Raw genomic sequence first — 24,184 nt, forward strand, 5'->3', positions numbered from 1 at the left:
GACATCGCGTAGTTGCATAGAGGCCAAGAAGGAAAGCATGACCGGCCCCTTCTGAAGCTCAGCCGTCAGAGAAACGGGCTGTCCGCCATGGGTGGTGAGCATGAAATCTGGCGCGCGATCGCCAGCGCGCACGCACGGCGCGCCGCTGATCTTTTTTGTCTCCGCGTATCCATAGCCACTCCGGCTCTGCCGGAAGAGAAAATAGCCATTCCAGGATATGTGTGGCAGAAAGCCCCGTGGCTATATGATCTATTCCAATGAGGCATGCGCATGGACCGGCTGTCGGCGATGGAGGCATTCGTGCTGGTGATCGATTCCGGCTCCTTCTCGGCCGCGGCGCGCCGTCTCAATGTTGGACAACCGGCGGTCTCGAAATCGGTCGCGCAGCTGGAGGACCGGCTCGGCGTCAAGTTGCTTCTTCGCTCGCCGCGCGGTCTGGCGCCGACCGAGGCCGGGCTCAATTTCTATGAACGGGCACGGCGCTCGATCGAGGAGGCAGAGGAGGCAGAGCTGGCGGCGCGCGGCGCCGGGCGCGGCCTCACCGGCAAGCTCAGAATCTGCGCCGCGGTCACTTTCGCGCGCATCCATCTGATTCCGCGTTTACCGGAATTCTTGGCACGCCATCCAGATCTTGAGATGGAGGTTGTGCTGGACGACCGGAATATCGACCTCGTGCAAGAGGGAATCGACGTGGCTTTACGCATGGGGCGGCTCGCCGACACGGCGCTGACCGCCCGCCGCATTGCCACAACTCGACATGCCGTGATCGGCACCGCCGCGTATTTCGCGCGGGCCGGCGAGCCTCGGTCACCCGGCGAACTGATTGCGCATGAGGCGGTGATCTACAGCCAGCGTGGCGGCGGCACGGTCTGGACCTTTCATCGCGACGGGGCAGAAGTGGCGGTCACGGTCAAAGGCCGGCTGCACGTTACGGCCGCCGAGGGGGTGCGCGCAGCCGTGCTGGCGGACGCCAGCATCGCCATCGCCTCGGATTGGATGTTCGCGCCCGAACTGACGGCTGGGACGGTCAAGGCGGTGCTCCAGGACTGGGACTTGCCATCAATGGATCTGTGGGCCGTCTATCCCACGGGGCGGGCGGCGACGACCAAGGCGCGCACGTTTATCGCCTTCGTCGAGGAGGTGATGCGACAGCCAGCGAGCTCGGGGAGCGCTGCATAGCTTCAACGATAGCCATGCACCGGGTTAAGCGGCGTCGGAGTATTCCTGATTGGAATGCATAATATCACCAAGCCGCGGCTACGCCGTTGATCTGGAATAGACGAAAGGACTGGAACACACCGAACGCCATGCGCTTGAAGACACGCTTCACGCAGGGTGTGGCGCAGTGGAGTCAGCCTTCGAGGTCGAGGACAGAGAGTTTCAATGTCCCTTCAATCAAACCGTGGCCAAGTGGCGCCAGCGGACAGCTCGGAGGCTCGGCGCTAGCTGGTTTATTTCCTATTTGTGACGCACAACGCCGAACCCATCGGCCGTCAAAAAATCACACTTTTGATTTTGGAGGGAAAATCGTTGCAAAAAATACTTGAGGTTTCACCGACTATCGGGACCAATCGGAAGATTTCTCACATTTTGCTGCGTTCGATAGCGTGCTCCATGGTCTTGAAAAGTACCGTCACCGCCCACCCAAGTAGCGCATTTTTTGTTCCAGAATCAGCGCTTCGCGATAGACCGGCGGGCACGATCCGCATCACGATGCCAACTGTTGAAATTGCCAATGCGTCTCGCACACTCTATCGCTAGAACCATCCAAAGAGTTCTGTCCGGAACGATTGATCATGGGTGGCGTGATTAGTGCGTAGTCAGCAGACCCTCGCGTCGCCTCAACCGAACTTTAGGCAAACCGATGCCTTTCGCCCAGGGCGTGTCTTCGTCTCTCGCTTGGTCGTCAGTTGTGTGCTGATATCCATGCCAACGGCGGTCCAAGCTCACATAATTCAGTCTGGATCCGGGGGGTTCGGCAGCGGATTCGAACATCCGCTGACCGGCCCCGATCATTTTCTGGCGATGTTCGCCGTCGGCCTGTGGGGTGCTCAGATCGGCGGACGATCAATATGGACGCTGCCGGTTGCCTTCCCGCTGATCATGGTTCTCGGCGGCATCGCCGGCATTGCGGGAATCCCTCTACCCGGCGTGGAGATCGGAATCGCGCTTTCGATCATCGCGCTAGGACTGGCCATTGCATGCGCCTGGCGGCCGGCGGAATGGATGGCCTTGCTGTTGATCGCAGTGTTTGCGATCTGTCATGGATATGCTCACGGTGCGGAGCTTCCGAACGCAGCCGATCCAGCCGACTACGCAATCGGGTTTGTCATCGCCACCGGCTTGATCCATCTTCTTGGCATCGGGGTCGGGCTTGTTCTAGGCAAGCCGTTCGGCGGACGGCTATCGCAAGTGCTGGGCGGGCTGATCGCGGTTGGAGGCGTCTATTTCCTTGTCACTTGAGAACGACACTGAGCGAACAACGCCCGGGGCTCTGCGCTGGTCCGGCCCCCTGCTGGCATTCCTCGGGATTGCCTCGATCTGCGCTCTCATATTGGAGACGCGATCCGAACGGACAGTGACGACATGGTGGATTCTCAACAGTGGCCTTTCCGCAGAACGGGTCATGCCGCTTGCCGGATTGGGTGTGGCGATCGCACTAGCGCGCGGACGCCACGTGGCTGTCGCACTGGCAACATTCCTCCTGGGCGTCGTGCTCGGAATTGCCTTTCGTGATCGGTATCTCGCGATCATGGTGGACGTCCCCGGGGTGACGACGCACCTTTTCCTGACCGGGCCAGTTTCGGCGCTTACGGCCGGCCTGCTGTTGATCCTGCCTGCCCGCGTCAGACGATGGATTCTTCCCGTTGGCGCCATGTTGATCGGCGCGATGCTCGGTGTCGCCACAACGCTGACCGACCCCACCTTGCATGATCCCGCAATTTCGATGATCGCCACTCTCATCGGCTTGTGGATCCTGGCTGCCATTGGTCTCAGCGGGCACGCCTTCTGGCACGGCTGGTTTCCGATTGCCGCGCGCATCCTTGGCAGCTGGCTGATTGCGATCGGCCTTCTTCTTGGAGGCGCGGCAATTGCCTCCAAGCCTCCGGTGCTTGCACCACCGCCTCCGCCGGCATCGTTGACCGAAGGCGGAGCAAACCGCTTTGAAACACCGTTTCCGGGCATCAATCGGCAAGGCGACCGTTCACGGAACGCTGCAAGGCCATCCCTTCCGTGAACAAGCGCTGTGAGGTTGCCGGGGAATTTCGGTCGACCGTCTTTGCAGGGTACTTCTGAGGCTCCGCCGCCAACGGTTTGGCGGGATGAGCCCGAATATCTCACCCTCTCCTATCCGTTCGCTTTTCATCAACGGGCCGATAATGGCCCGGCATTTCCAGTGCATGAGCCACATCCGTCTCGCGCACATTCTCGATGGGCCTCAAAATGCGGATGGACCTGGTCGGCATATTTGCCACCATGATGCCGATGACCGTCTCGACATCCGGGCATCCCTGATCGCGGCAAATGATTTCATTGACCGAAATGGTCACATCTTCGGACCAACCGATATGGGCTCTCACCCAATCCTTGATTCTCGAGGAAGAGGGAGGGACCGTTCTGCTGCGAGGTGCCAGCGGATTAAAGAAGGGTATCATGCACGGCATGCCAGAAAGCCGTCATTGATGATGTCCTTGCGCAGGTTACGGCCAATGAACACCAGACGGCTGACGCGCTCCTCGTCGTCCTTCCAAGGCCGCTGATGATCGCCCTCCAGCAGCATATGGACAGCTTGCACGACGAAGCGATCATTGTCTCCCTTGAATGCAAGGATGCCCTTCATGCGCAGAATGTCCATTCCGAAGTGCTGCGTGATCATCCCGATCCATGGCATGAACCTTTGAGGGTCGAGCGGTTCCTTCGTCACCAGCGAAAAACTCGTCACGTGTTCGTCGTGTTCGTGCTCGTGAAACGCGTCGAGAAAGTCCGGCTCGACCTCGAGAATCCGATCGAGGTCAAAGGCGTTCCGATCTAGAATCTTTTCGAGACCGACACTGCAGCGCTCCGTCCCATGGATCGCTGCGGTGGGGTTGATGCGGCGGATGCGCTCCTCCACCTGTTTCTGCTCTTCGGCTGAAACGAGATCGGTCTTGTTAAGGAGAACGATATCGGCGAAGGCGAGTTGTTCCTGCGCCTCATGCGCTTTGCCTAGCTCGCCTAGAAGGTGCTTGGCATCGACAACGGTGATGATGGCGTCCAGCTTGGTCTTTGTGCGCACATCCTCATCGACGAAAAACGTCTGCGCGACTGGCGCGGGATCGGCCAGGCCGGTGGTTTCCACGAGGATCGCGTCGAACCGGTCGCGTCTGCGCATCAGACCTTCGATGATGCGGATCAGATCGCCACGAACCGTGCAGCAGATACATCCGTTGTTCATCTCAAAGACCTCCTCATCAGCATCGACGATCAGATCGTTGTCTATGCCGACTTCGCCGAATTCATTGACGATGACGGCGTATTTCTTGCCATGCTTCTCGGTCAGGATGCGGTTGAGCAACGTGGTTTTCCCGGATCCAAGATAACCGGTAAGCACGGTTACCGGGGTGCGCTCGACAGGCATTGGCATCAATGTTTCCTTCCAAATGATGATCTGGATTCTCAGAGAATTAGGTATCTGCCGTTCAAAGGGTTGCGTTCGCTTCGACAAGGCAGTCAGCGCATAGCCCGCTAAGTTCGAGGCTCACGGCCTCGATCTTAAAACTCTGGCGTCCCGCCCCTTCGGCAAGCCGGCGATCGATGATGTCGTCGCAGAACTCGGCGACCCGGCCGCATCGTTCGCAAATCGCCAGAATTGCTGCCCCCTGACCATGGGCATGCGGGCCGGCGCACAACACGAATGCATTCAGGCTCTCGATTTTGTGGACGGTACCATCCTGGATGAGTTTCTTGACCGCCCGATAGACCTGCACTGGCGATCGGATGCCTTGCGGCCTGATTTCATCGAGGATGTCATACGCGCTGGCCGGCTTGCGGGCATGGGAGATGACCTCCAACACCAGCTTTTGGTTCCTCGTTAGCTCGGGTATCTGCCCCACCGTCGCAGTTTGCCCATATGATCGACGAAGCATAGCGGGTCACACTTGTTATAAGATAACATTACGATTCTTTGTTAGCGAACGTAATAACATAACCTATCCACCCGTCAACCACAACGTTCCGGAATGCAACGGCCATATCCCGAACTTTGCCTCCATGCTGCGCACCACGTGCGCACTCTACCTGCGCAACAGGCAATCACTTGACAGCGAACCCGCGGAATTGGCGAACAAGGCAACCTTAGGCGGGTGTTACTCAAAATCCCGTGTAGCAGCCGCCTGCTACCGGCGACCCGAATTTTGGCGCTATGGGATTAGAAATGGCGAACTTCACCGAGGCAGTGTAGAGTTCACCTCAAAAGAGGAGTAAGCCGTACTAACGGCGACGCCCAAGCGAATCTGGGAGGATTCATGGTTGAGATCATCTCCAAGCGGGATGGCCCGCGGCGCGAGGACGTGCAAGTCAAGAGACTGATCGAGCAAAACCGCTCGACCATCGTTCGCCTTGCCGACCAGATCAGCGGCGGCGGCTATTCGGCTTCCAGGAAGCCGCGCCAGCAACCGAAGGCGGAAGGACTGATCATCCATGTTGGCGCCAGTGCCCCGTCTGTAGCCGAAGCTAAGCCGTCCATCCGGGTCACCATGAACGGCCGCGTGATCTCGAAGGATCAGAACACGGGCCGCCAACTTCATCACATCGGCGATATCCGCAACCGAAGCGGGGACCAGATCTTCGTGCTGGCGACGAAACAGAATGGCTTTTTCTCGCCGGTGGACGAAACCGTCGCCGAAGCACTTGCCGAGTTGGACGGATCCCGCCTTGCGCCCACCTATACCGAAGAACAGCTTGCCGCCGATATCGGCGCGAAACTCGGCATCGACTGATGAGGCAGACGCCCGGGCGTGCTTGTGCACGTCCAATCCGCGTCAGCTTGCGAAACGCGACAGCATACAGAAATAGCATACCCCAATAGGTTCTGTGATGGCTGAATGAAACGCGAGATAGGCCCCAATCAGATGAAGATCGATGCTCTTCCGGCGCGTGCGTCAATGGCCGCTGGGCAAATGGTTCTGGGCAACATCGACTATGACGAGCGGGCCACCATGCGCGCCTGGGAAGATTTTCTGGCCGACGCGCCCAAATGCGCCCGCGACGCAGTCCAACCAAGCCACGTCCGCTCCCTCATCCACGATTCCTGGTATCGCAGCGTCACCGGCGGCATCAACGCCCAGGGGATTGAAGCGCCGCTGAGCAGTGATCGCGACGAGATCGAATATCTGACCCGGTCCAATGCAGAACTGCTTGCGGCGGCGCGGCGGTCGTTCGACTCCCTTGGCCAGTTGTTGCAAGGGACAGGCGCGATGCTTGTGCTTGCCGACAGTGACGGCGTGCTGATCGACGCGATCGGCGACAAGAAGACCCTGCACGACGGCATGGACATCCATCTGGGGATCGGCGGCAAATGGAACGAGGACGCCGTCGGCACCAACGGCATCGGCACGGCGCTGTGGACCGGTGAGCCGACTTTCGTTCATGCGGCAGAGCATTTCTGCGCGGGCATCAAATCCTGGACCTGCGCCGGCGCGCCGATCCGCGACCCGCTCGACGGCAAGATTATCGGGGTCGTCGACCTGTCAGGCTATTCGCCGATCTTCCGGCCGCACAACACCGCGCTCGTCGCCGCCACCGCCCGGCAGATCGAAAAAGCGCTCGCCGAACAGCAGCAGGAGCAGCGCACGCGCCTGCTCGAAGCCTTCATTTCCTCGGCCCCTAGCTACCGCCGAAAGGACGGGTTGGTGATCGTCGACCACCGTGGCCGGGCGATCTTCTGCAACAATGTGCCCAACGGCGATACGACGGATATGATGGACGGCCCGATGGAGCCGGGCCGCGGTCGTTGGCTTATGAACCTGCCGGCGTCCGGCTCCGACGCCGATCTTGCCAAGGCGTTGCCGGCGCATCTGCGATCCTGCCACGTTACGCCGCTGAAGCTCGACGGCGACCTTCGCGGCGCAGCTCTGGTGTTCCCCTCCATGCCGGCCGTCTCCAGCGCGATGACAGTAAGCCGGGAGGTTAACAAGCACCTGCAGACAGCCGCGGAGATGATCGTCGGCGAAAGCGAGAAGCTGCTCGCCGCCGTCGATGTCGCCTCCCGCGTGGCGCGGTCGAACGGCGTCACGTCACTGCTCATAGAGGGTGAAACCGGGGTTGGAAAAGAGCTGTTCGCGCGGCTTGTCCATGCCGGCAGCCGGCGCACCGAAAACGATCCGTTCATCGCCATGAATTGTGGGGCGATAACCAAGGAATTGTTCGGCAGCGAATTGTTCGGCCATGTGGCCGGGGCCTTCACCGGAGCCTCGCGTGAGGGCAAGCCGGGCATCTTCGAAATGGCCAATGGCGGCGTGCTGAGTCTTGACGAAATCGGCGAGTTGCCGCTGGAGATTCAGCCATTCCTGTTGCGCGTCCTGGAAGAGCGTGTGGTCCACCGCATCGGCGACTCAAGGGGCCGGCCGGTGGACGTGCGACTGGTTGCCTCGACCAACCGCGACCTCAAGCAGGAAGTGGCGGCCGGGCGCTTCCGCAGTGACCTCTACTACCGGATCGGCGCCGTCTCGATTCAAGTCCCGGCCTTGCGCGAGCGCGGCGACGACATACTTTTGCTGATCGAGCATTTCAACCGCCGAATCGCGGCGCTGGCCGGCAATGAGCCGTTGGAGTTTTCAAACGACGCATTCGACGCGCTGCTCGCCTATCGCTGGCCGGGCAATGTGCGCGAACTGAAGAACCTGGTGGAGCGCCTGCACATACTGGCGCGCGGCAGCACGATCGAGCTCCAGGATCTTCCCGGTGAAATCAATGCGGCCAGCAACAACGCGGCCATCCACAGCGACCATCCCGCAGCCATGCTCGAGGCACCGGTATGCACATTCGAGGATGCCGAACGCCAGGCGATCAAGAACGCGCTGGCGGCAGAGAGCGGCAATCTCAGCAAGGTCGCCGTCAGGCTCGGTATCTCGCGGCCGACGCTTTATCGCAAGCTCGGCCAATACGGCATTCGGCGCGGCTTCCTCTAGGGTCAGGCCTGCCACCGGCAAAAAATCCCGCGGCATTCGCGCCGCGGGATGGGGAATGTTCGGCGACTGGTTGCCCTGGAAGCAGCGGTCGCCAGGCATGATCAGGTCTTTACGACAGCCCCAGTCACTTTCTCTGACACATAGCCGAGAACATTGCCGATGATCAGCGAGATCACCACAGCGGTTGCGACCTTGATTATGCCGCTGGCACCATCACCATAGGCGGCGGCACCGAGCAGAAAAAGCGCGGCGGTCGTTGCGTAACCATAGACCGCTGATGGAATGGCGCTGAGTAGCGGCAGCTTGGCGGCGAGAATCAGCACCACGATGGAAATACCGACGCAAATACCGGCCATGATCGCCGTAACCCCGATGGACGTCAGGGCTACCAATGCGGCGGCCGCGCAGATCGCCCCCCAGAGGTTTGCAACCGCCGAATTCCGGAACCCGGCTTCCTTGCCGCTACAGTGATAAAAGCTGCCCCAGCCGACAAATACCGCCCAGATCAGCAGATAGGGACTGCCGATCGTGATCGCCGCCCATGTTGCAATGCCACCCATAATGCCGATGACCACGGCCAGTCCTGTAATAAGATCCATGTTGTCCTCCCGTTTTTTCAAACCTCGAAGCAAAGACATTCGTTTCAGGATCGCGCTTCGCTGACGTCCCCGACACGCAAAACGCCATGGCAGCCGCCACGGGGTCCAAGAAGAAGAGCTGGCCGGGTCCGGCAAGGGATCAGGCCGGCTGCGCGGCCGTTTCGCCAGCACCGATCACACCAGCACGCAACGCGAGCCCCGCGGCTGTGGCGCCAAGGCACGGTGCCAGGATATAAAGCCAGAGCTGCGACACCGCCGCTCCGCCGACAAACAGAGCCGGACCGAGCGAGCGGGCCGGATTGACCGATGATCCGGACACTGCAATGCCGGCTAAATGGATCATGACCAGCGTCAGGCCGATCGCCAGACCAGCCAGAGGACCGGCGCCGCCTTCGGCGGTGGCACGCAGGATCACCAGCAGAAACAGGAACGTGGCGATCGCCTCGAACAGGAAGGCGGAAGTTGCGGAATAGGCCGACCAGCCGTTCTGGGCAAAGCCATTTGCCGCCACGTCGTAGCCGCCGCCCTTGCCTTGCACGATCACGTAGAGCACCGCCGATGCGATGATCGCCCCCGCGCATTGCGCGACCACATAGCCGATGAGATCATTGGATTTCAGTCGGCCGGCGACGAAGAAACCAAGGCTTACCGCCGGATTGAGATGGGCGCCGGAAATGGGTCCAATCGAATAGGCCATCGCCACCACCGAAAGGCCGAATGCCATGGCCACACCCAGCAGACCGACCTCGGAGCGCATGAAAAGAACCGTAGCGCAACCAAAGAAGACCAGCGCGAAGGTTCCGATGAATTCACAGACGTATTTGTTCATCTGTTTTTCCCCTCTGGATGATGGTGTGAACCGGACACCGCACGTGCTCGCGCGAAGTCCGGTTCGATGTTTCAAGGCACTATGACGCCGCGGCCGGTGAATCGCCGATTCTTGAAATCGTCGAGCGCAGTGTTGATGCTGGCGAGGTTGTATTCCGTGTAGTGCATCTTCACCTTGCCGTCGGCGTTCAACTCCATCAGTTCGACAAGTTCGGTGAAGTTGCCGACCAGGCTACCGCCGATGTTGATCTCCTCGATGACGAGGTGCGCGGTCGGCACGTTGATGTTGCCGCCATAACCGACGACGAACAGTTGTCCGCCCTTGCGCACCATCTTCCAGCAGATGTTCTCGACACCGAGTTCGCCAACGAAGTCGATCACCACATGGGCGCCGCCGCCGGTGATCTGGGCGATTTCCTCGACGACATTAGGGCCGCCATCGAGGACGAAGTCGGCGCCAAGATCCTTGGCCAGCACACGCGCAGCCGGTTCGCGATCAACGGCAATGATGCGGCAGCCCGAAATCGCGTGCAGCGACTGCAGCGCGATGTGGCCGAGCCCGCCTATGCCGAGCAGGACGCAGTAGCTGCCTGGCCGCAACAGCTTCGCCGCCCGCTTGGCGGCACGGTAAGCGGTGATGCCGGCGTCGGCCAGCGGCGCCACTTCGATCGGCGTGACATTGGCGTTCAGCTTGATCAGCGATCGCTCGCTGGTGATGAAGTACTCGGCGAAGCCTCCATTCATGCCAAGGCCGGGGAACTGGCCATTATCGCAGTACATGTCCTCGCCGTGTCGGCAGTTGAGGCAGATGCCGCACGAGCGGAAGGGATGGCAGATCACGGCGTCACCGCGCTTGACCGACCGGACGCCGCTGCCGACCTCCTCGACCCAACCGGCATTTTCGTGGCCCATGATGTAAGGCAAGAGGGTGCCTTCGGGGTCCATGGTCGGCTTCCACACGCCCTCGATGATGTGAAGGTCGGTGCGGCAGAGGCCAGCGGCGCCGACCCGCACGATGACCTCGTCGGGGGAAGTGATCGTCGGCGCGGCGACCTCCTCGATCTTGAGCTGGACGTTCATCTTCGGGTCGTATTCGTAAAGTCTGGCAGCTTTCATCGTCGTATCCTTTCAACGTCGAGATTGTTCGATTGCTTCAGGCGCGGCCGAGCTTTTCGGAGCCGCCGCCACGAGCCGGTCCGGCCGTCGGATCCTCGTCCTCGGCGAGATGGCCAATCAGCGTTTCGGTGGTCAGGATCAGCGTCGCCACGGAAGCTGCATTAGCCAGCGCGGTATAGGTGACGCGGACGGGATCGATGATCCCTGCCTCGAACATGTTCTGGTAGCTGCCGGCGGATGCGTTGTAACCGTAACCGCCATTGATGCGCGTGACTTCCGCCACGACTGCCTCGGGATCGGCGCCGGCATTAGCGGCGATGCGCCAGAGCGGCCGCGACAGCACCGAACGAACCAGGCGCACGCCTTCGGCGACATCGCCGCTGACATCGGCCGCCACCTTGTCGAGCAGCGGCGCGATCTGGGCAAGCGCGGAGCCACCGCCGGCGACCACGCCCTCTTCGGATGCGGCGCGCACCGCATTCAGCGAGTCCTCGATAAGCTGGATGGTTCGCTTCTGCTCAACCGGCGTGACACCGCCAGCATAAAGGATCGCGGTGCCGCCGGAGAGCTTGGCCAGGCGTTCGCGCAGCTTGTCCTGGTCGATGTTCGGCGGCGAGGCTTCATACTGTCGCTGCACCTGGGCGCGACGCGACGCGATTGCGGCATGGTCGCCGCCGCCGCGTATGATCGAGGTGTAGGACGAACTGGTTTTCACCCGGTCGGCGGTGCCAAGGTCTTCGGCGGTGATGTCTTCCAGCCGGCCGCCGAGGTCGCGAGCAATCACCTTGCCGCCGGTGATGATCGCCAGATCCTCCATCATCGCCTTGCGCCAATGGCCGTATTCCGGCGGATGGACGACGAGGTATTTTCCAGGCCCCTGCTTGCCGAGCAGTGTCACCACAACTTCCGGCGACATTTCCTCGGACACAATCAGCAGCGGTCGACCATCCTCGTCGGCAATACGGCGAACCGCATCCAGCGCTTCAGGCTCCTTGATCTTGAGATCGGTCATCAGGATGTAGGGCCGTTCGAGAACCGCCTCCATCTTCTCCTGGTCGGTCACCATGTGGTGCGAGAGATAGCCGCGGTCGAAGGACATGCCCTCGACCACATCGAGCGTGGTCTCGGTGGTGACGCTGAAGTCCGTGGTGATGACACCGTCGGCTCCTACGCGCTGATGGGCTTCCGCCACCAGGGCGCCAAGCTTCGTGTCGGTCGCAGCAATATTGGCGACCGAAGCCAGGATGCCGTTGCCTTTGGCGGGCTTCGCCGAAGCCTTGAGGGCGGCCACCACGGCTGCCACGGCAAGATCGATGCCCTTGCACAGATCGACGGATTTGGCGCCGCGCTCATTCGCTTCGATGCCGCCCTGGATGAGCGCGTTGGCGAGCACGATGGCTGTCGTGGTCCCGTCACCGGCGACCTCGTTGGTCTGCATCGACACTTCGCGGACCACTTGCGCGCCCATATTTTCGAAACGGTCGTGCAGCTCGATCTCGGAGGCAATGCTGACGCCGTCGCGGGTCACCATCGGTGTGCCGATCGGCCGGTCGATCATGGCGTTCATGCCTTTGGGGCCGAGCGTGGGCTCGACGGCAGCGGCCAAGCGAAAGACGCCGCGGGCAAGTGCACGACGCGCGTCGGAATTGTGAAGCATAATTTTGGGCATGATTCCTCCTTCCGCCTTACGGGCGGGTTGTTGGTTAGGGGCCTCGTGCAAGGGAGGCCGTTGTGTCAGCTCTGCTTCATGCGGTCGGCGCGGCTCTTGCCGGCACGCGATCCATGATGAAATCGACCAGCGTTGGTTCGCCGTCGACCACATCCAGTTCCTTGTATCTTGTTTGTTTGAGCCCCCGGCACAGCGCGCCGTTGAACTCCATGTTGATGCGTACACCGCGCAGTTCGGCGAGGTGGGCGCCGAGTGCGCCGGCCGGTATGCCTTGCCCTTCCCATGTCACGAAGACGGGATCGTCCGCCCTGCGGTCGGGAAAACGCTCGAGCAGAGCCGCCCTGTATCTCGGTTTCTGTTTGGCCGCCGCGCCCGGTTCGAACCGAGCGACGTCATATGCCGGCAGCTCCATGCCGACAATTTCCCGATCCGTCAGACCGTGCGCCTTGAGGCCGCGCAAGACCGCCTCCTGGCGCCGCTTGAATGCCTTCATCCTGAAGGTTTCGCGCAAGGCCCCGAGATCCCGATCCTCGGCAAGTTCGGCGAATATGTCGCTGAATGTCTTGCCGGCTTCCATGCCGCGATTGACCTCTTCCGCGAACATGTGATCGTGCAGCTTGACGCGATAGGCCGGCGACCAGGAGAGCTGGTCGAGCGTCTTGCGCACGCCGTCCAGCATGAGGAAGGCAAAGTTGGGCGAACACCAATAGGTCGGCAGGCGGAAATCTATCTCCACGCTGCCATCGCTCGTCACCTCGGCCCGCTCGACGAAGCCCATCTCGGTAATCGGTTCGTCGAGCTCGGGGTCGTTGACCTCACCAAGGCACCGCCAGAGTTCGTTCTCTCGGCTGCCGGAAACGCTGGCGGTTGCCATGGCCCTACTCCGCCGCGATGCTGAAGGGCGAGCCGGCTAGCGCCTTCTTCTTGGCTTCGACGTCGATGTTGTAGAGGCGCGCTGCGTTGAGGCCGAGGATCTTCTCCTTGATCTCGTCGGTCAGCTGCACACCACGTTCCGCGGCGATGTCCTCAGGGATCTGATAGGCCCAGAATTTCTCGACAAGCCAACGCGGCGTCCAAATCGCGTAGTCGGAACCGAACAGGATTTTCTCCGGCCCAATCCAGAACAGCAGTTCGGCAATCACCTCGCCGAAATAGCGCGGGCGGGAATGGATGAAGGGCAGCGCCACCGCCAGTCCGCCATAGACGTTGGTTTCCTGCGTTGCGATCCAGCAGAAATCGTCGAGGCGCGGCAGGCCGCAATGCTCGATGATCCAGTTGAGACCCTGGAAATCCGTCGCCGCATAGTCAACGTCATGGACGTCGAAGGCGTCCTTGCTGAGCGGGATGATGGTCGGACCCTTGTGGACGTGGATGTTCCTGATGCCGAGCTTGTCGCAGAGTTCGAAGCATTTGTAGGCATCGGGATCGGTGAGCTTCCAGCCTTTGGAGGCGCCGTTCCATTCGGCCGTGTACATTTTCACGCCCTTGACGTTGTAGGTCTCCTTGAGGAAGTGGATGTACTCAAGCGCCTTCTCACCGTCGCGCGGATCGAAGGCGCCATTGACGATGAAACGCTCGGGATAGCGCTTGGCCACCTCGGCGTTGCGCTCGATCGTGTTGAAGCCGTTCTTGTAGAAGTCCTTGAGATAGGTCGACTGGACGATCGCCACATCATCGGGACCGTCGATGAACAGGTCGCGATAGAGGTCGTCGGCACTGTATTTCTCGAACTTCGACTTCTCCCACAACTGGTCTTTGGGGCTCAGGCCGGTGTGATAGGCATAGAAGCACTCGATGAACTGCTTGCCGTGGATGTTCTTCTGGTTCTCGGGGCTGCCGTCCCAGAAATGGGTGTGACCGTCGACCACGAAAATATCCTTGCCTTCCGGTGTTCTAAACATTCGTTCCTCCGCAAGATGGCGTTGATCGGTTCGGCGCGCCGCACGTCGGCGACGCGCCCGTTTTTTGGCGTCTACTCGATGTATTCGAACATCTCGTCCATGTTGCCGAACAGGATCACCGTGTTATCGTCGACACGAACCATGCGGCCGTAGTGGGTGGAGGTGTTGACCTCGAAGGTCTCGGCTGAAATCTCGCGGCCGAGGTATTCACCGATGGCGTCCATCTTGAAGATCAGCTTGCCGTCACCGTCGATGCGGATCAGCGCCGGCTGGTAGGTGATCGTCACCCCAGGCTTCTTGCCCATGAATTCGGCGATGGCCCTGGCTTCGACGGAGTCGTTCATGGTGACGCCGCACTGGTGCGAAATCGTCTGTTCGAAGGTGATGTCCTTCATCTCCTTGAAGATGTTGGAGTGCGTGGCATCGCGTGCTGATAGTGACATGACAATTTCCCCTTTTTTCAGCGCTTGAGGCCGAGTTCGCCAAGGATCTGGCCAATCCGTTCGTCGGATTTGGCGCGAACGTCCGCGAACGCGACGGGCTTGGAATGCGGCATAGACCAGATCGGCTGCAGGCCGATGGCTGCCTTGTCGGCGAGCGCGCCGTGCTTCTTGACCCAGCCCTGCAAGAGCTTCTTGTTTGCCGCGCCGTGTTTCTCGTCGTTGGCGAGCAAGTGCATGAGGTCGATCGTGTTGGCGAGGTTGCGCTCGTAGTCGGCCTCGGCTGCCGAGATCACCGCAGGCGTGATGAAGTCGTGGTTGGCGGCGGCGATCTGCATCAGGAAGCCGGAGCGGAATACTTCGCCGACCAACGGTTCGAAGATGATGTTGATGGCGAAATACTGTTCGAGATAGTCGGTCGCGCCCATGATGGTCTCGACCGCTTCGCGGGTGCCTTGCCAGTTCTTGTCCTCGAGCCAGGTCTTCTTGCCGAGTTCGTCGTCCCAGCCGGGCAAGTCCATGCCGATCTCGGCAAGGTAGAGCGTGATGTCCTGTGCAAGCCTGAGCTTGTAAGACGAGTTGGTCAGCGTCGCGTTGTTGATCATCTGGGTGTAGCCGTAACGCTGCGCCTGCATGAGCGAGGTGCCAAGTCCGAATTCGGCATGCTTCCAGGCGCCGAGCTGGGCCTGAAGGATCTTGACCCAGGCCTTGTCGAAGGTCTTCGGTGCACCGGACTTGCGCGCATTGTTGATGACGCTCTGCACCATCGTCTCGATCTTCGACTGGCGCTGGTAGTGCGTGCGCTCCCATTCCTGATCGGGGGCGCGGAAGGCATGCCAGTTGGAGCTCTGCGCGGCGGTGTTCTGCTTGACGTAGGCGCCCTTGCCGTCGGCGAAGGAAATGATCCAGTCCTGGATCAGGTAACGCTCGGGATCTGGCTGCACGTCGACCGTCATGTCCTCATAGTGAGTGGCACGCTGGCCCTTCGGGTCGAAATACCGGTACTTCCGGCTGTCGGAGTCGGCAAAGATCGCCGCGCCGGCGGCTCCGGATCCGACTGAACTCGAGGTTGCAGGCATAGTTCTCTCTCCCTTGTTGCAGTTGTGATTGGCTGCGTGGCCGCCCCTCAATGGGCCGGCGTTGCACCTGCCGATGTGGTGAACTTGTCGAAGAAGATCCGCTCCGCTTCGAACCCGTTCATGAACAGGACCGGCTGCAGCGCATCGATCATCGGCGGCGGGCCGCAGGCATGGACATCGCCCTGCCCGTCGACCGCCAGTCGCTTGAGTTTGGCGTCGACACTCTGGTGCACGAAGCCACGCTCGCCTTGCCATTCGGCGTCGTCGTTCGCGTGCGACAGCACGGGAATGAAGGTGACGTCGGAATGATTGCCGACCAGCTGGGCGATCCTGTCGAGATAAAACAGATCGTTGCGGGTGCGGGCGCCGTAGAAGAAATAGACCGGACGTTTCTCGCCGCTCTTCAGGTGGTCGTTGAGGATCGACCAGATCGGCGACATGCCCGAGCCGGCGCCGACCAGGATCAGGGGTCCTTGCCGTTCTTCCCGACGGAAACAGGTTCCATAGGGTCCGACGACGGTGACCTCGGCTCCGACCTTGATGCCTCCGGAATCGAGTTCTCCGGAGAATTTTCCCTCAGGGTATTTTTTGATGATGAAGCAGAGTTTTTCGGTTTGGTCCGGCGTATTTGCCATGGAGAACGAGCGCGTAATCGTCTCCCCTTTTTGCGTGGTAACCGTGATGTCGACATATTGCCCCGCCCAGAACTTTATCGGCGAGCCGAGTTCGATCTCGATGCCGCGAATGTCGTGGGTCAGATGCTCGATCAGAGCAATCCGGCCCTTGAACGTCTTTACGGCGATGGCTTTCGCCAGAATCTCCTCGTCGTAGTTGAGAAGCTCGACTTCCAGATCGGAGTAGGCGATGCAGCGGCACAAAAGGACGTGGCCGCTCTCCTTCTCCATGTCGTTCAGTGCGAAGGTCGAGTATTTCAGCATGTCAGCTTCGCCATCAAGCAACACGCTTTTGCAGGCCGAGCATTGCCCTTCCTTGCAACCGTGCGGCAGGGCGATGCCCTGGCGGAACGCGGCGTTGAGCACCGTCTCGCCATGCTCGACCTCAAAATCGACGCCGACCGGGCTGAGCCTGACCGTGTGGGTTTCCGACATGCGGGCCTCCAGTTGGGATGAGCCGGGGGCGGGACGAACCCGCCCCCCTTTGGCCTGATCAGTTGCAGGGATTGATGGTGAAGCCGGCCCGGTATTCCGCCAGGTGCTTCTCGCGGTCCGCTGGCGACATGCCACGCAGCGCGTTCAGCGGCGATCCGAGCTTGTTGCCGCGCACGTCGTCGAGGGTCCACATTTCCTTGTCGTCGAAGCGCATATGCGGCTGCGGAACCAGCGTCTTGCCGTCCGAACGGACGAAGTTCAGGTCCTTGATCGCATCAGCCAGATCCCAGCCGTCATAGAGCGTCTCCCACTCGCGCTTGCCGCTGAAGCGGCCCATGGCGGGCGTCGGACGGCCCTGATACTCGTCGGCGAAGGCCACCGTCGCGGTCCACTTGTCGAGTTCGTGGGCGAAGGTGTGCAACTGGCCGTCGATCTCGCCTACCACCATGTCCTCGCGGATCAGGCAAGGCACGAGGCAGGACCAGCAGCGGTGCGGATAGACGTAGCCGACGTCGCTGTTGAACAGCAGCACCTTCTCGCCCTTGTGGCTGAGCTTGGCGTACCACTTCCAGAAATCGCCGAACTCGGCGTACCAGCCCGGATACTTGTGCTCGAACCACTCGAAGTCCTTGTCAGTCTGGGCTTCGATGCGCCAGAAGTTGACCGGCCAGCCGACCGCGAAGAACTGCCCGACCTTGTGGACGTAGTTCTTCTTGGTGATGCGTTCCCAGGCCGCCTGGACGTCGTCGTGATGGACCTTGATGCCGTATTTCTCGAGCGGCAGCATGTAGGTGCGATAGTAGTCCTCATAGATCCAGCGGTGCCACATTTCCGCGTAGGACTCCTTGTTCTTATCGCGGTTGGTGGTGCCGTATTCGATGAAGGTGCCGATGGCCGCATCGACGATAGCGTGGTTCTGCCAGAAGGCGTAACGCAGATCGCGCTCGAGCAGCAGGTGGTTCTCCGGCTCCTTGAGCGCCGCCATGAGCAGCGAGTGGCCATTGCCGATATGCCGGCTCTCATCCGACTGCACCGACAGGAAAACTGTCGGCAGTGCGTAGTCGCCATTGCGGGCGGCTTCCGAAGGCATGGCTACAAACAGCGTGTTGGTGAAGGCGGTTTCGGCCACCACGGTCAGATACATGCAGGCGGCGGTCATGGTATCGCCGGTGATAAAGCCTTCGGCGAACTGGCGACCGATGGTGGTGGCGTAGCATTTCCCGAAGGCTTCCTCGGTGATGTCGAAGCCGGCCGGATCGATGTAGTTCTCCATGTACCATTTCTTCAGGTTCATCTGGATCGTCGAGTGACGGAACTCGTCGATCATCTGCATCGTGAAGCCGGTTCTGAGTTCCTCGCCGGGCGCGATGCGGGCGACCATCGCCATCGAGCGCGCGGCGGAGATTTCCGGGAAGGGAATGATGGCCAGGAAGAGTTTCATCCATTCGACCCAGCGCGGTTCCACATTGCGGAACATGTCGCCGCGTAGCGCCGCGTCCAGCGCGCCATAGACACGGTTGTCCTTCTCTTCCTGCATTGGGAAATAGGACCGCAGGACCTGCTTCATCGGGTCGCGCGGCGTCTTGTTGATCTTGTAGTCGGTCGGAAACGTCATCGCTTCCTGGACGTAGGAAGGATTCCAGCCGAGGTCGGCGATCTTCTTGGTTGCTTCGCCCACGGAGATGCCGCGTTGCGAGGTGATCTTGTTGAGCGTCAGAGACGTCATCGTCATAAGCCTCCACCAGGTTTGAGCCGCGGGTCCCTTGACCCCGGCATGAAGCGGCGCTCGGCACCGCCAGTGAGAGTGCGAACGGCACGACAAAGGGTTGCGCATTCAGGCGCGACTCATGGTCCAGCCATTCAAGTGGATCGCGGCAAAGGTTTTCGAGGTGTCTGGCAGGGAGCCGCGAGACGCCAACCGCATTTTGCGAGGGCGTGCCGAAGCGGATGTACCCTGTCCCTGCTTCCTCCGGTCCTTCGTTCTTTTGGCACCGCGTCAAGCGCGATGGGCTTCTTATGCAAATAGGTAAAGCAATCGCCGTGCCAGTTTGAAAACTGGGGCCGTGAGCCACGCGCCGAGCGAAATCCCAGCCTGTTCCACTCGTAAACGCATAGGCAACTGTAACGATATTTTACACATGTATATTACGACCGTAACATTTATTCATGTTTGCACTGCAATATATTCGGTTAGCTTCCGCAATATAATCAAATTCTTTCGAGATCTATTTATTTTATGATCTTGCTCTACTATCGTGAGCAGGCATTAGACGAGCGCAGTGTCAGAGAAGGATCATGCCGGACGACAAAGACAACCGGGGCCCAGCCCCGCCAATGTCCAACCAGGCCGACGGGGTGACCGGCGATCTGGTCAGGCTGATGCCGCGCGACCTGGTTTTCGTCATGCGTTTCATGGGAGAAAGCCAGTACCGGCTGCAAAGCCATTTCCAGGACTTCATCCGGGCCGAGCTTGCTGCCGGCGGCGTCACCACTGAAACCCATCCGATGATCCATCTGTTCATCGAGAGCCATGCGATCCTGCTGCGCGACTTCGTGTTTTCCGGTGTTTCGCTGACGCGCCAGTTCCGCGTCGACGAGATTGAGCGCCTCACCGGCGACACCACATCGATGATCCGCGTCGATATCTGGGATCAGCTCAAGAGCCACATCGAAACGGCCGAGAAGCGGTTCCAATCGCAGGCTGACACTCTGCCCAAGCTGCTTTCGGCTTTCGAAAATCCGGCCGGGCCGGCAGCCGGGGAGGAGAAATGACGACGGGTTCAGTGAAGAGGCAAGCCGCCGCGCGCAAGGGGCTGCTTGAGCGCCGGATGGCTCTTGTTGGCAACGTCTCGGCGCTCACCGCCGAGACATTGCGGCTCAATCAGAAACTGGCGGGTCTCGAGATGGATGTGCTGCGCGTGGAACTGGAGATCGGCAGGAGCGGCGCCAGCGCGCAACTGGTGCAGGATTTGCATGAGGCGGAAGAGAGCGCCGAGGCGATCATGAACGCACGCTCGGCGTGCGAAGACCGCATCGCCGCTGCTGAAAGCGAGGTCGCGGATGTCGATCGCGAGCTCGCGGCGATAGTGAACGAGGACTGACCGGAGAGACACAGTGAACCAGCAGACGATGCAAAACCTGACCTTGTTCGACCTGCTGGCACGCAGTTGGCGGCGCCCGTCGGCGATCGCCGATCTGTGCTTCAGCGCCGATGGTTCGACCGTTGCTTTCACATCCGTGGACGGAACGCTCGCCCTGGCCGCGATCGCCGACCAGGAACCGCCGGAGTCGCGCATCAGGGTAAGCGGCGATCTCGGCCAGACGACGATCCGCCCGCGCGAGAAGCCGCCGGTGCCGTTGATCGCCTCGGCGGGGTTTGGCGATGGCGATGCCCCCCTCGCCGTCTATCTGGATTCCAGCTTTCTCGTCGGAACGGCGACCGGCAAGGCAGTGCATCTGACGGCTGACGGCGAAGTTGCGGAGACACAGATCAAGATCGAAGGGCCGATAGTCGCGATCGACCATAGTGCCCCGACAGCGATGACGGCGGTCAGCGACGGGCGCGATGTCTTCCTCTCCAGCAACCTCGGCGATGTGACGAAGCTGGAAAGCGGTGCGACATCATCGACGGACACACTGGCCTTCTCCCCCGGCGGACGCCGCCTCGCCTGTGGCTTGGGCAATGGGCTGTCGATCTGGGCAGTCGAAGGGCCTGCCAGCCTGATACGAGACTTTGCCTTTCCGGCGCGCCCGACATCGATCCTTTGGAGCGGCGATGGCACATGGTTGGCCAGTGGGCTCGAAACCGGCGGCTTTGCCCTGATCAACATCGCCGATGGTCTTAACGGCGTCATCGCGGGATTCCCCTCGCCGGTCCGAACCCTGTGCTGGAGCCAGCCGGCGAACGCGCTGCTTGCCTCCGGTGCGTTCCGGATCGCCGGTTGGTCGATGACCGCGCCGCCGCTTGACGGCGAAAGCGCCGGAGCACTGGAGACCGGTCGCGCGGGTCTCGTGCTAGTCGAAACGGTGGCGGCGCATCCGGAAAAGAAACTCGTCGCGGCGGGCTACGCCAACGGCCGGATCACCGTCGCCCAGATCGGCGGGCGCGACGAGCTTCTCGTCCGGCCCTTGGGCAGTGGGGTAACCGCGCTTGCCTGGTCCGGCGACGGACGGCATCTGGCTGCGGGCATGGTCGACGGCACTGCGGCGATCATCACCTTTCCGGCGCAGATGTTCAAATAGCGGGGCAGTCCGCGCGAAACAGGAGGATAGAATGCAGATTGAAATCACCACAGAGGAAGAGAGCAAGGACGCCTTCTTCGAACGGCTCGCCAAATTGTCGGAAGAGATGGTTGCCAAGCACGGCAAGGATTTCAGCATGGGCGCGCTGGTGCTCGCCGCGCGCTGGATCGCCGAAAACCGGATTGGTCAACTGAAGACGAACTAGATCGACGAGACTGTTCCATTCCTCGGTGGCGAGGTAGGTGCGCACGGTCGGCGTCCAGTCTGTGCCGTCATGTCGAGCGCGACCGCCGTTGCCAGCTGGTCCGCCGTTTGGTGGGCGCGCGGCTTGCGCTCCCAAGGTTGCTTCATTTAACGCGCAATCCCGCTTCGCGCTTTTTTGATGTCTAACGCATTCTTCGGGATTGTTCAGGCGGGGTGCTGGAGCTGACTGAGACCGCCATCGACGACGAGGCAAGCTGCATTCATGAACGGGCATTCGTCGGAAATCATGAAGATCGCGGCAAGAGCGATCTCGCGCGGCGAGGCGATGCGGCCACTCGGATGCAACGCCATCGTTTTGGCGCGGGCGGCAACGGGGTCGGGGAACGAGTTCCAGTAATCGACGACCTTCTGCGTCTCGACATAGCCGGGCGCAAGCGCGTTAACCCGCACGCCCTGGCCTGCGTATTCGAGCGCCAAGGCCTTGGTCAGGCCGAGCAGTGCGTGCTTGGCGACTGGATAGGGGAAGGTGTGCGGGATGATGGTGAAGCTATGCGTCGAGGCTATGTTGAGGATCGCCCCGCCGCCACTTGCTATCATGCCCGGCAAGACAGCCTTGCCGCAGTTCCATGCGCCCTTCACGTTGACGTCGAAATTGCGGTTCCACTCGGCCTCAGTCGCATCGAGCGGTGTCGAGAACACGTTCATCCCCGCATTATTGATCAGAGCGTTGATTGGGCCGATCTCAACGGCTGCATGGCGAACGGCAGCCGCAATCGCCGCCCCATCGCTGATATCGGCTGCGATATGCCCGACACGCCCTTGCGGTCCGGCCAGGCCGGCGACAGTCTCGTCCAGCAACGCACCGTCCTGGTCGACGAGGAACAGCTTTGCCCCTTCGGCAAGGCAGGCCTCGGCAATAGCCAGCCCGATGCCTTGGGCGGCGCCTGTGAGGAAGATGCGTTTGCCGGAAAGGCGTTCAGCCATTGTCGTCACTCCAATCGAAGATGGTCATTGTGAATCCGGCGCTCAGCGTTTCGCCGGGCGCCAACAACTTGAGCCCCATCGTGTCAGCATCGACATGCCTCAGCGCATTCGGCGTGTGGCTCATCGGCTCGAAACAGAAGTAGCTCTTGTCCTGGTCTGGCGCGTCGAGCATGTAGCGGTCGAGCGCACTGTCCGCCTTGATGTGCACCCCGAGCCGCCGCTCCGGCCAGACGATGCGCGCGACGCCATTCCAGCTTTCGCAGCAATTGTTCAGCCAGCTGTCTGGCAATGGGCGCGCCGTGGAGAAGTCGACATCTTCAGCAATGGCGCCCCTGGAGGCCGGAAGATGCCCATCGCCCTCCGTCCACCACGCCTGGGCCCGGGCAAGCAGGGTCGTCAAAGGCGTGCGCGGAAAGAAGGGATGAAAGCCGAGGCCGAACGGCAGTGTGACGCCGCCAGTGTTCGTGACGGACATCAGTAACTCCAGTCGGGCACCCAAGAGCCTGAACGACTGTCGCACATGATAGGCATACGGCGAGACCGCGCTCTGCTGTTTGTCGAAGGCCAGTTCAACGTGATCGGCCCGGCATTCCTCCACTGCCCAGGCGCCAAGCCAGCCATCGCCATGAATATACAGCGGATCATCGGCATTGCGCGCGAACGCAAACGTTCGACCGCCGAAGGAGAACGCATTGTTCTCGACGCGATTGCCGAGCGGCACCGGCGGAAAGCACGCGCCATCGGCCACATCGAACTTGGCGTTGCCCTTGTAGGGGCGAAGGAACGGCATGCCTTCTACCGTATGGCCCTCAACGATCGCACCCCCAAGTGGGCTGATCCGGACGTTCAGCCGATCGCTCTCTATGAGAATCCGGGACGACACGCCCGCTCAGCGCCGCCCCAGTGCCGACGAACGCAGATTGTCGAGCAGCACGGCCAGCAGCAGGATCACGCCACGCACGATGTATTGGTAGAAGGCCGGAATGTTGAGCAGGTTCATGGCGTTTTCCGCGATGCCCATGATCAGCACGCCGACGATGACGCCCGACATGGTGGCGCGTCCGCCGGCAAGCGAGACGCCGCCGAGCACGCAGGCCGAGATGACCGAAAGCTCGAGCCCGACCGCCGCGTTGGGCTGACCCGAGGTGATGCGCGATGCGAGCAGGATGCCGGCGACGCCGCAGACGACACCTTGCAGCGCGAAGATCCAGATGCGTGTCCTGTCGACATTGACGCCGGCCAGACGTGACGCCTCGGGGTTGCCGCCGATGGCGAGCGTGTTCTTGCCGAAGACCGTGCGGTTCAGCACGAAGCCGAATATGCCGAAGAGGACGGCCAATACCCAGATCGGCGTCGGAATGCCCAAAAATTTAGACAGCGAGAGCTGGTAGAAATCCGGGCTGTTGATGCCGACAGCGCGGCCATCGGACGCGATCAGCGCAAGGCCGCGCACGATCTGCATGGTCGCCAACGTCGTGATCAGCGCGTTGATGCGAAATTTGGCGATGACGACGCCGTTGACGAAACCGACGAAGGCGCCGCAGGCAATTGCCGCCAGAAGGCCGAGCAGGATCGAACCTGACGCGTTCGACGCCATCACCGCGACCATGCCGGCAAAGGCGACGATCGAACCGACCGACAGGTCAAAGTCGCGCGCCGCGAGGCAGAACATCATGGTGCAGGCGACGATGCCGACAGTGACCACCGACTGCAGCAGGCCGAGCATGTTGCGATCGGTGAGGAAGTTGGGCACCAGAGCCGACACCAGCGCGAAGGCAACGACGAAGATGACGACGAGCCCCTGTTCGCCGAGCAGGATCTTCTTCAAGGGTTGGGTCATGCCAG

The 24,184-nt window shown here is 61.0% G+C and carries 25 protein-coding genes; 9 read left to right on the forward strand and 16 right to left on the reverse strand.

Translation table 11 applies throughout. The annotated features are described in order from the left end of the window. Nucleotides 1-270 precede the first annotated feature (270 nt). The 3 genes from FJ970_RS28725 to FJ970_RS28735 all read left to right on the forward strand — a co-directional run bounded on the left by FJ970_RS28725 (nt 271) and on the right by FJ970_RS28735 (nt 3,238). Nucleotides 271-1,179, forward strand: a complete 909-nt coding sequence (locus tag FJ970_RS28725; RefSeq protein WP_140756877.1) for a LysR family transcriptional regulator — start codon at nt 271-273, stop codon at nt 1,177-1,179. 633 nt (nt 1,180-1,812) lie between these two features. After that, the gene (locus FJ970_RS28730; RefSeq protein WP_321575707.1) at nt 1,813-2,463 is read left to right on the forward strand and encodes a HupE/UreJ family protein; all 651 of its coding nucleotides are present in this window, start codon (nt 1,813-1,815) and stop codon (nt 2,461-2,463) included. Beyond that, a complete protein-coding gene (locus FJ970_RS28735; protein ID WP_140756875.1) occupies nt 2,453-3,238 on the forward strand; it encodes a hypothetical protein in 786 nt (261 codons plus the stop codon). Before FJ970_RS28730 ends, FJ970_RS28735 begins: the two co-directional genes overlap by 11 nt. A 100-nt stretch (nt 3,239-3,338) precedes the next feature. Here the strand turns inward: FJ970_RS28735 and FJ970_RS28740 are convergent, their stop codons facing one another. The 3 genes from FJ970_RS28740 to FJ970_RS28750 all read right to left on the reverse strand — a co-directional run bounded on the left by FJ970_RS28740 (nt 3,339) and on the right by FJ970_RS28750 (nt 5,054). Beyond that, a complete protein-coding gene (locus tag FJ970_RS28740) occupies nt 3,339-3,581 on the reverse strand; it encodes a hypothetical protein (protein ID WP_140756873.1) in 243 nt (80 codons plus the stop codon). 71 nt (nt 3,582-3,652) lie between these two features. Further along, nucleotides 3,653-4,624: a CobW family GTP-binding protein gene (locus tag FJ970_RS28745; RefSeq protein ID WP_140757059.1), complete on the reverse strand. Its 972-nt coding sequence runs from the start codon at nt 4,622-4,624 to the stop codon at nt 3,653-3,655. Nucleotides 4,625-4,679: 55 nt separating this feature from the next. After that, entirely contained in the window at nt 4,680-5,054 is a 375-nt protein-coding gene (locus tag FJ970_RS28750; protein WP_265336205.1) for a Fur family transcriptional regulator, read from the reverse strand. Nucleotides 5,055-5,504: 450 nt separating this feature from the next. On the opposite strand from FJ970_RS28750, the gene FJ970_RS28760 reads away from it, so the two are divergent. Continuing rightward, complete coding sequence (locus FJ970_RS28760; RefSeq protein ID WP_140756869.1) at nt 5,505-5,978, forward strand: hypothetical protein; 474 nt, start codon at nt 5,505-5,507, stop codon at nt 5,976-5,978. Between the two features lie 105 nt (nt 5,979-6,083). Next, nucleotides 6,084-8,168: a sigma-54-dependent Fis family transcriptional regulator gene (locus FJ970_RS28765; RefSeq protein WP_140756867.1), complete on the forward strand. Its 2,085-nt coding sequence runs from the start codon at nt 6,084-6,086 to the stop codon at nt 8,166-8,168. A 101-nt stretch (nt 8,169-8,269) separates the two neighbouring features. Here the strand turns inward: FJ970_RS28765 and FJ970_RS28770 are convergent, their stop codons facing one another. The 10 genes from FJ970_RS28770 to FJ970_RS28815 form a co-directional block, all read right to left on the reverse strand. Further along, entirely contained in the window at nt 8,270-8,767 is a 498-nt protein-coding gene (locus FJ970_RS28770; RefSeq protein ID WP_181178378.1) for a DUF1097 domain-containing protein, read from the reverse strand. Between the two features lie 139 nt (nt 8,768-8,906). Continuing rightward, nucleotides 8,907-9,596, reverse strand: a complete 690-nt coding sequence (locus FJ970_RS28775) for an aquaporin (protein WP_140756863.1) — start codon at nt 9,594-9,596, stop codon at nt 8,907-8,909. A 71-nt stretch (nt 9,597-9,667) separates the two neighbouring features. Continuing rightward, entirely contained in the window at nt 9,668-10,711 is a 1,044-nt protein-coding gene (locus FJ970_RS28780) for an NAD(P)-dependent alcohol dehydrogenase (protein ID WP_140756861.1), read from the reverse strand. 37 nt (nt 10,712-10,748) lie between these two features. Next, nucleotides 10,749-12,380, reverse strand: a complete 1,632-nt coding sequence (locus FJ970_RS28785; protein ID WP_140756859.1) for a molecular chaperone GroEL — start codon at nt 12,378-12,380, stop codon at nt 10,749-10,751. 76 nt (nt 12,381-12,456) lie between these two features. Beyond that, entirely contained in the window at nt 12,457-13,254 is a 798-nt protein-coding gene (locus FJ970_RS28790) for an iron-sulfur cluster assembly protein (RefSeq protein ID WP_140756857.1), read from the reverse strand. Nucleotides 13,255-13,258: 4 nt separating this feature from the next. Further along, nucleotides 13,259-14,281: an amidohydrolase family protein gene (locus tag FJ970_RS28795; RefSeq protein WP_140756855.1), complete on the reverse strand. Its 1,023-nt coding sequence runs from the start codon at nt 14,279-14,281 to the stop codon at nt 13,259-13,261. 71 nt (nt 14,282-14,352) lie between these two features. Then, nucleotides 14,353-14,724 carry an MmoB/DmpM family protein gene (locus FJ970_RS28800; protein ID WP_140756853.1) on the reverse strand — a complete coding sequence of 124 codons (372 nt, stop codon included), beginning with the start codon at nt 14,722-14,724 and terminating at the stop codon, nt 14,353-14,355. Nucleotides 14,725-14,741: 17 nt separating this feature from the next. Further along, nucleotides 14,742-15,800: an aromatic/alkene monooxygenase hydroxylase subunit beta gene (locus FJ970_RS28805; RefSeq protein WP_140756851.1), complete on the reverse strand. Its 1,059-nt coding sequence runs from the start codon at nt 15,798-15,800 to the stop codon at nt 14,742-14,744. A gap of 47 nt (nt 15,801-15,847) precedes the next feature. Next, the gene (locus FJ970_RS28810; protein WP_140756849.1) at nt 15,848-16,909 is read right to left on the reverse strand and encodes an NADH:ubiquinone reductase (Na(+)-transporting) subunit F; all 1,062 of its coding nucleotides are present in this window, start codon (nt 16,907-16,909) and stop codon (nt 15,848-15,850) included. A gap of 58 nt (nt 16,910-16,967) precedes the next feature. Next, nucleotides 16,968-18,641 carry an aromatic/alkene/methane monooxygenase hydroxylase/oxygenase subunit alpha gene (locus FJ970_RS28815; RefSeq protein ID WP_210241170.1) on the reverse strand — a complete coding sequence of 558 codons (1,674 nt, stop codon included), beginning with the start codon at nt 18,639-18,641 and terminating at the stop codon, nt 16,968-16,970. 563 nt (nt 18,642-19,204) lie between these two features. Here FJ970_RS28815 and FJ970_RS28820 point away from each other — a divergent pair. Genes FJ970_RS28820 through FJ970_RS28835 form a run of 4 tightly spaced genes read left to right on the forward strand, consistent with a single transcriptional unit; the run spans nt 19,205 to nt 21,356 of the window. Next, nucleotides 19,205-19,681 (forward strand): hypothetical protein, encoded by a 477-nt coding sequence (locus FJ970_RS28820; RefSeq protein ID WP_140756845.1) that lies wholly within the window; start codon nt 19,205-19,207, stop codon nt 19,679-19,681. Beyond that, nucleotides 19,678-20,010, forward strand: a complete 333-nt coding sequence (locus FJ970_RS28825) for a hypothetical protein (protein WP_140756843.1) — start codon at nt 19,678-19,680, stop codon at nt 20,008-20,010. The genes FJ970_RS28820 and FJ970_RS28825 overlap by 4 nt, the downstream gene beginning before the upstream one ends. A gap of 13 nt (nt 20,011-20,023) precedes the next feature. After that, nucleotides 20,024-21,151: a WD40 repeat domain-containing protein gene (locus FJ970_RS28830; RefSeq protein WP_140756841.1), complete on the forward strand. Its 1,128-nt coding sequence runs from the start codon at nt 20,024-20,026 to the stop codon at nt 21,149-21,151. Nucleotides 21,152-21,182: 31 nt separating this feature from the next. Beyond that, the gene (locus FJ970_RS28835; protein ID WP_181178376.1) at nt 21,183-21,356 is read left to right on the forward strand and encodes a hypothetical protein; all 174 of its coding nucleotides are present in this window, start codon (nt 21,183-21,185) and stop codon (nt 21,354-21,356) included. Nucleotides 21,357-21,559: 203 nt separating this feature from the next. On the opposite strand, the gene FJ970_RS28840 is transcribed toward FJ970_RS28835, so the two are convergent. From FJ970_RS28840 to araH, 3 genes are read right to left on the reverse strand one after another with little or no spacing between them, the layout of a single operon-like run. Then, nucleotides 21,560-22,339 carry an SDR family oxidoreductase gene (locus FJ970_RS28840; RefSeq protein WP_140756839.1) on the reverse strand — a complete coding sequence of 260 codons (780 nt, stop codon included), beginning with the start codon at nt 22,337-22,339 and terminating at the stop codon, nt 21,560-21,562. Then, on the reverse strand, nt 22,332-23,222 hold the full coding sequence (locus FJ970_RS28845) for an aldose 1-epimerase (protein ID WP_140756837.1): 891 nt from the start codon (nt 23,220-23,222) through the stop codon (nt 22,332-22,334). The genes FJ970_RS28840 and FJ970_RS28845 overlap by 8 nt, the downstream gene beginning before the upstream one ends. Nucleotides 23,223-23,228: 6 nt before the next feature. Next, nucleotides 23,229-24,179, reverse strand: coding sequence for an L-arabinose ABC transporter permease AraH (gene araH, locus FJ970_RS28850; protein WP_140756835.1), 951 nt, complete (start codon nt 24,177-24,179; stop codon nt 23,229-23,231). Nucleotides 24,180-24,184 lie beyond the last annotated feature (5 nt).

It is taken from the genome of Mesorhizobium sp. B2-1-8 (assembly GCF_006442545.2).
GTDB lineage: Bacteria > Pseudomonadota > Alphaproteobacteria > Rhizobiales > Rhizobiaceae > Mesorhizobium.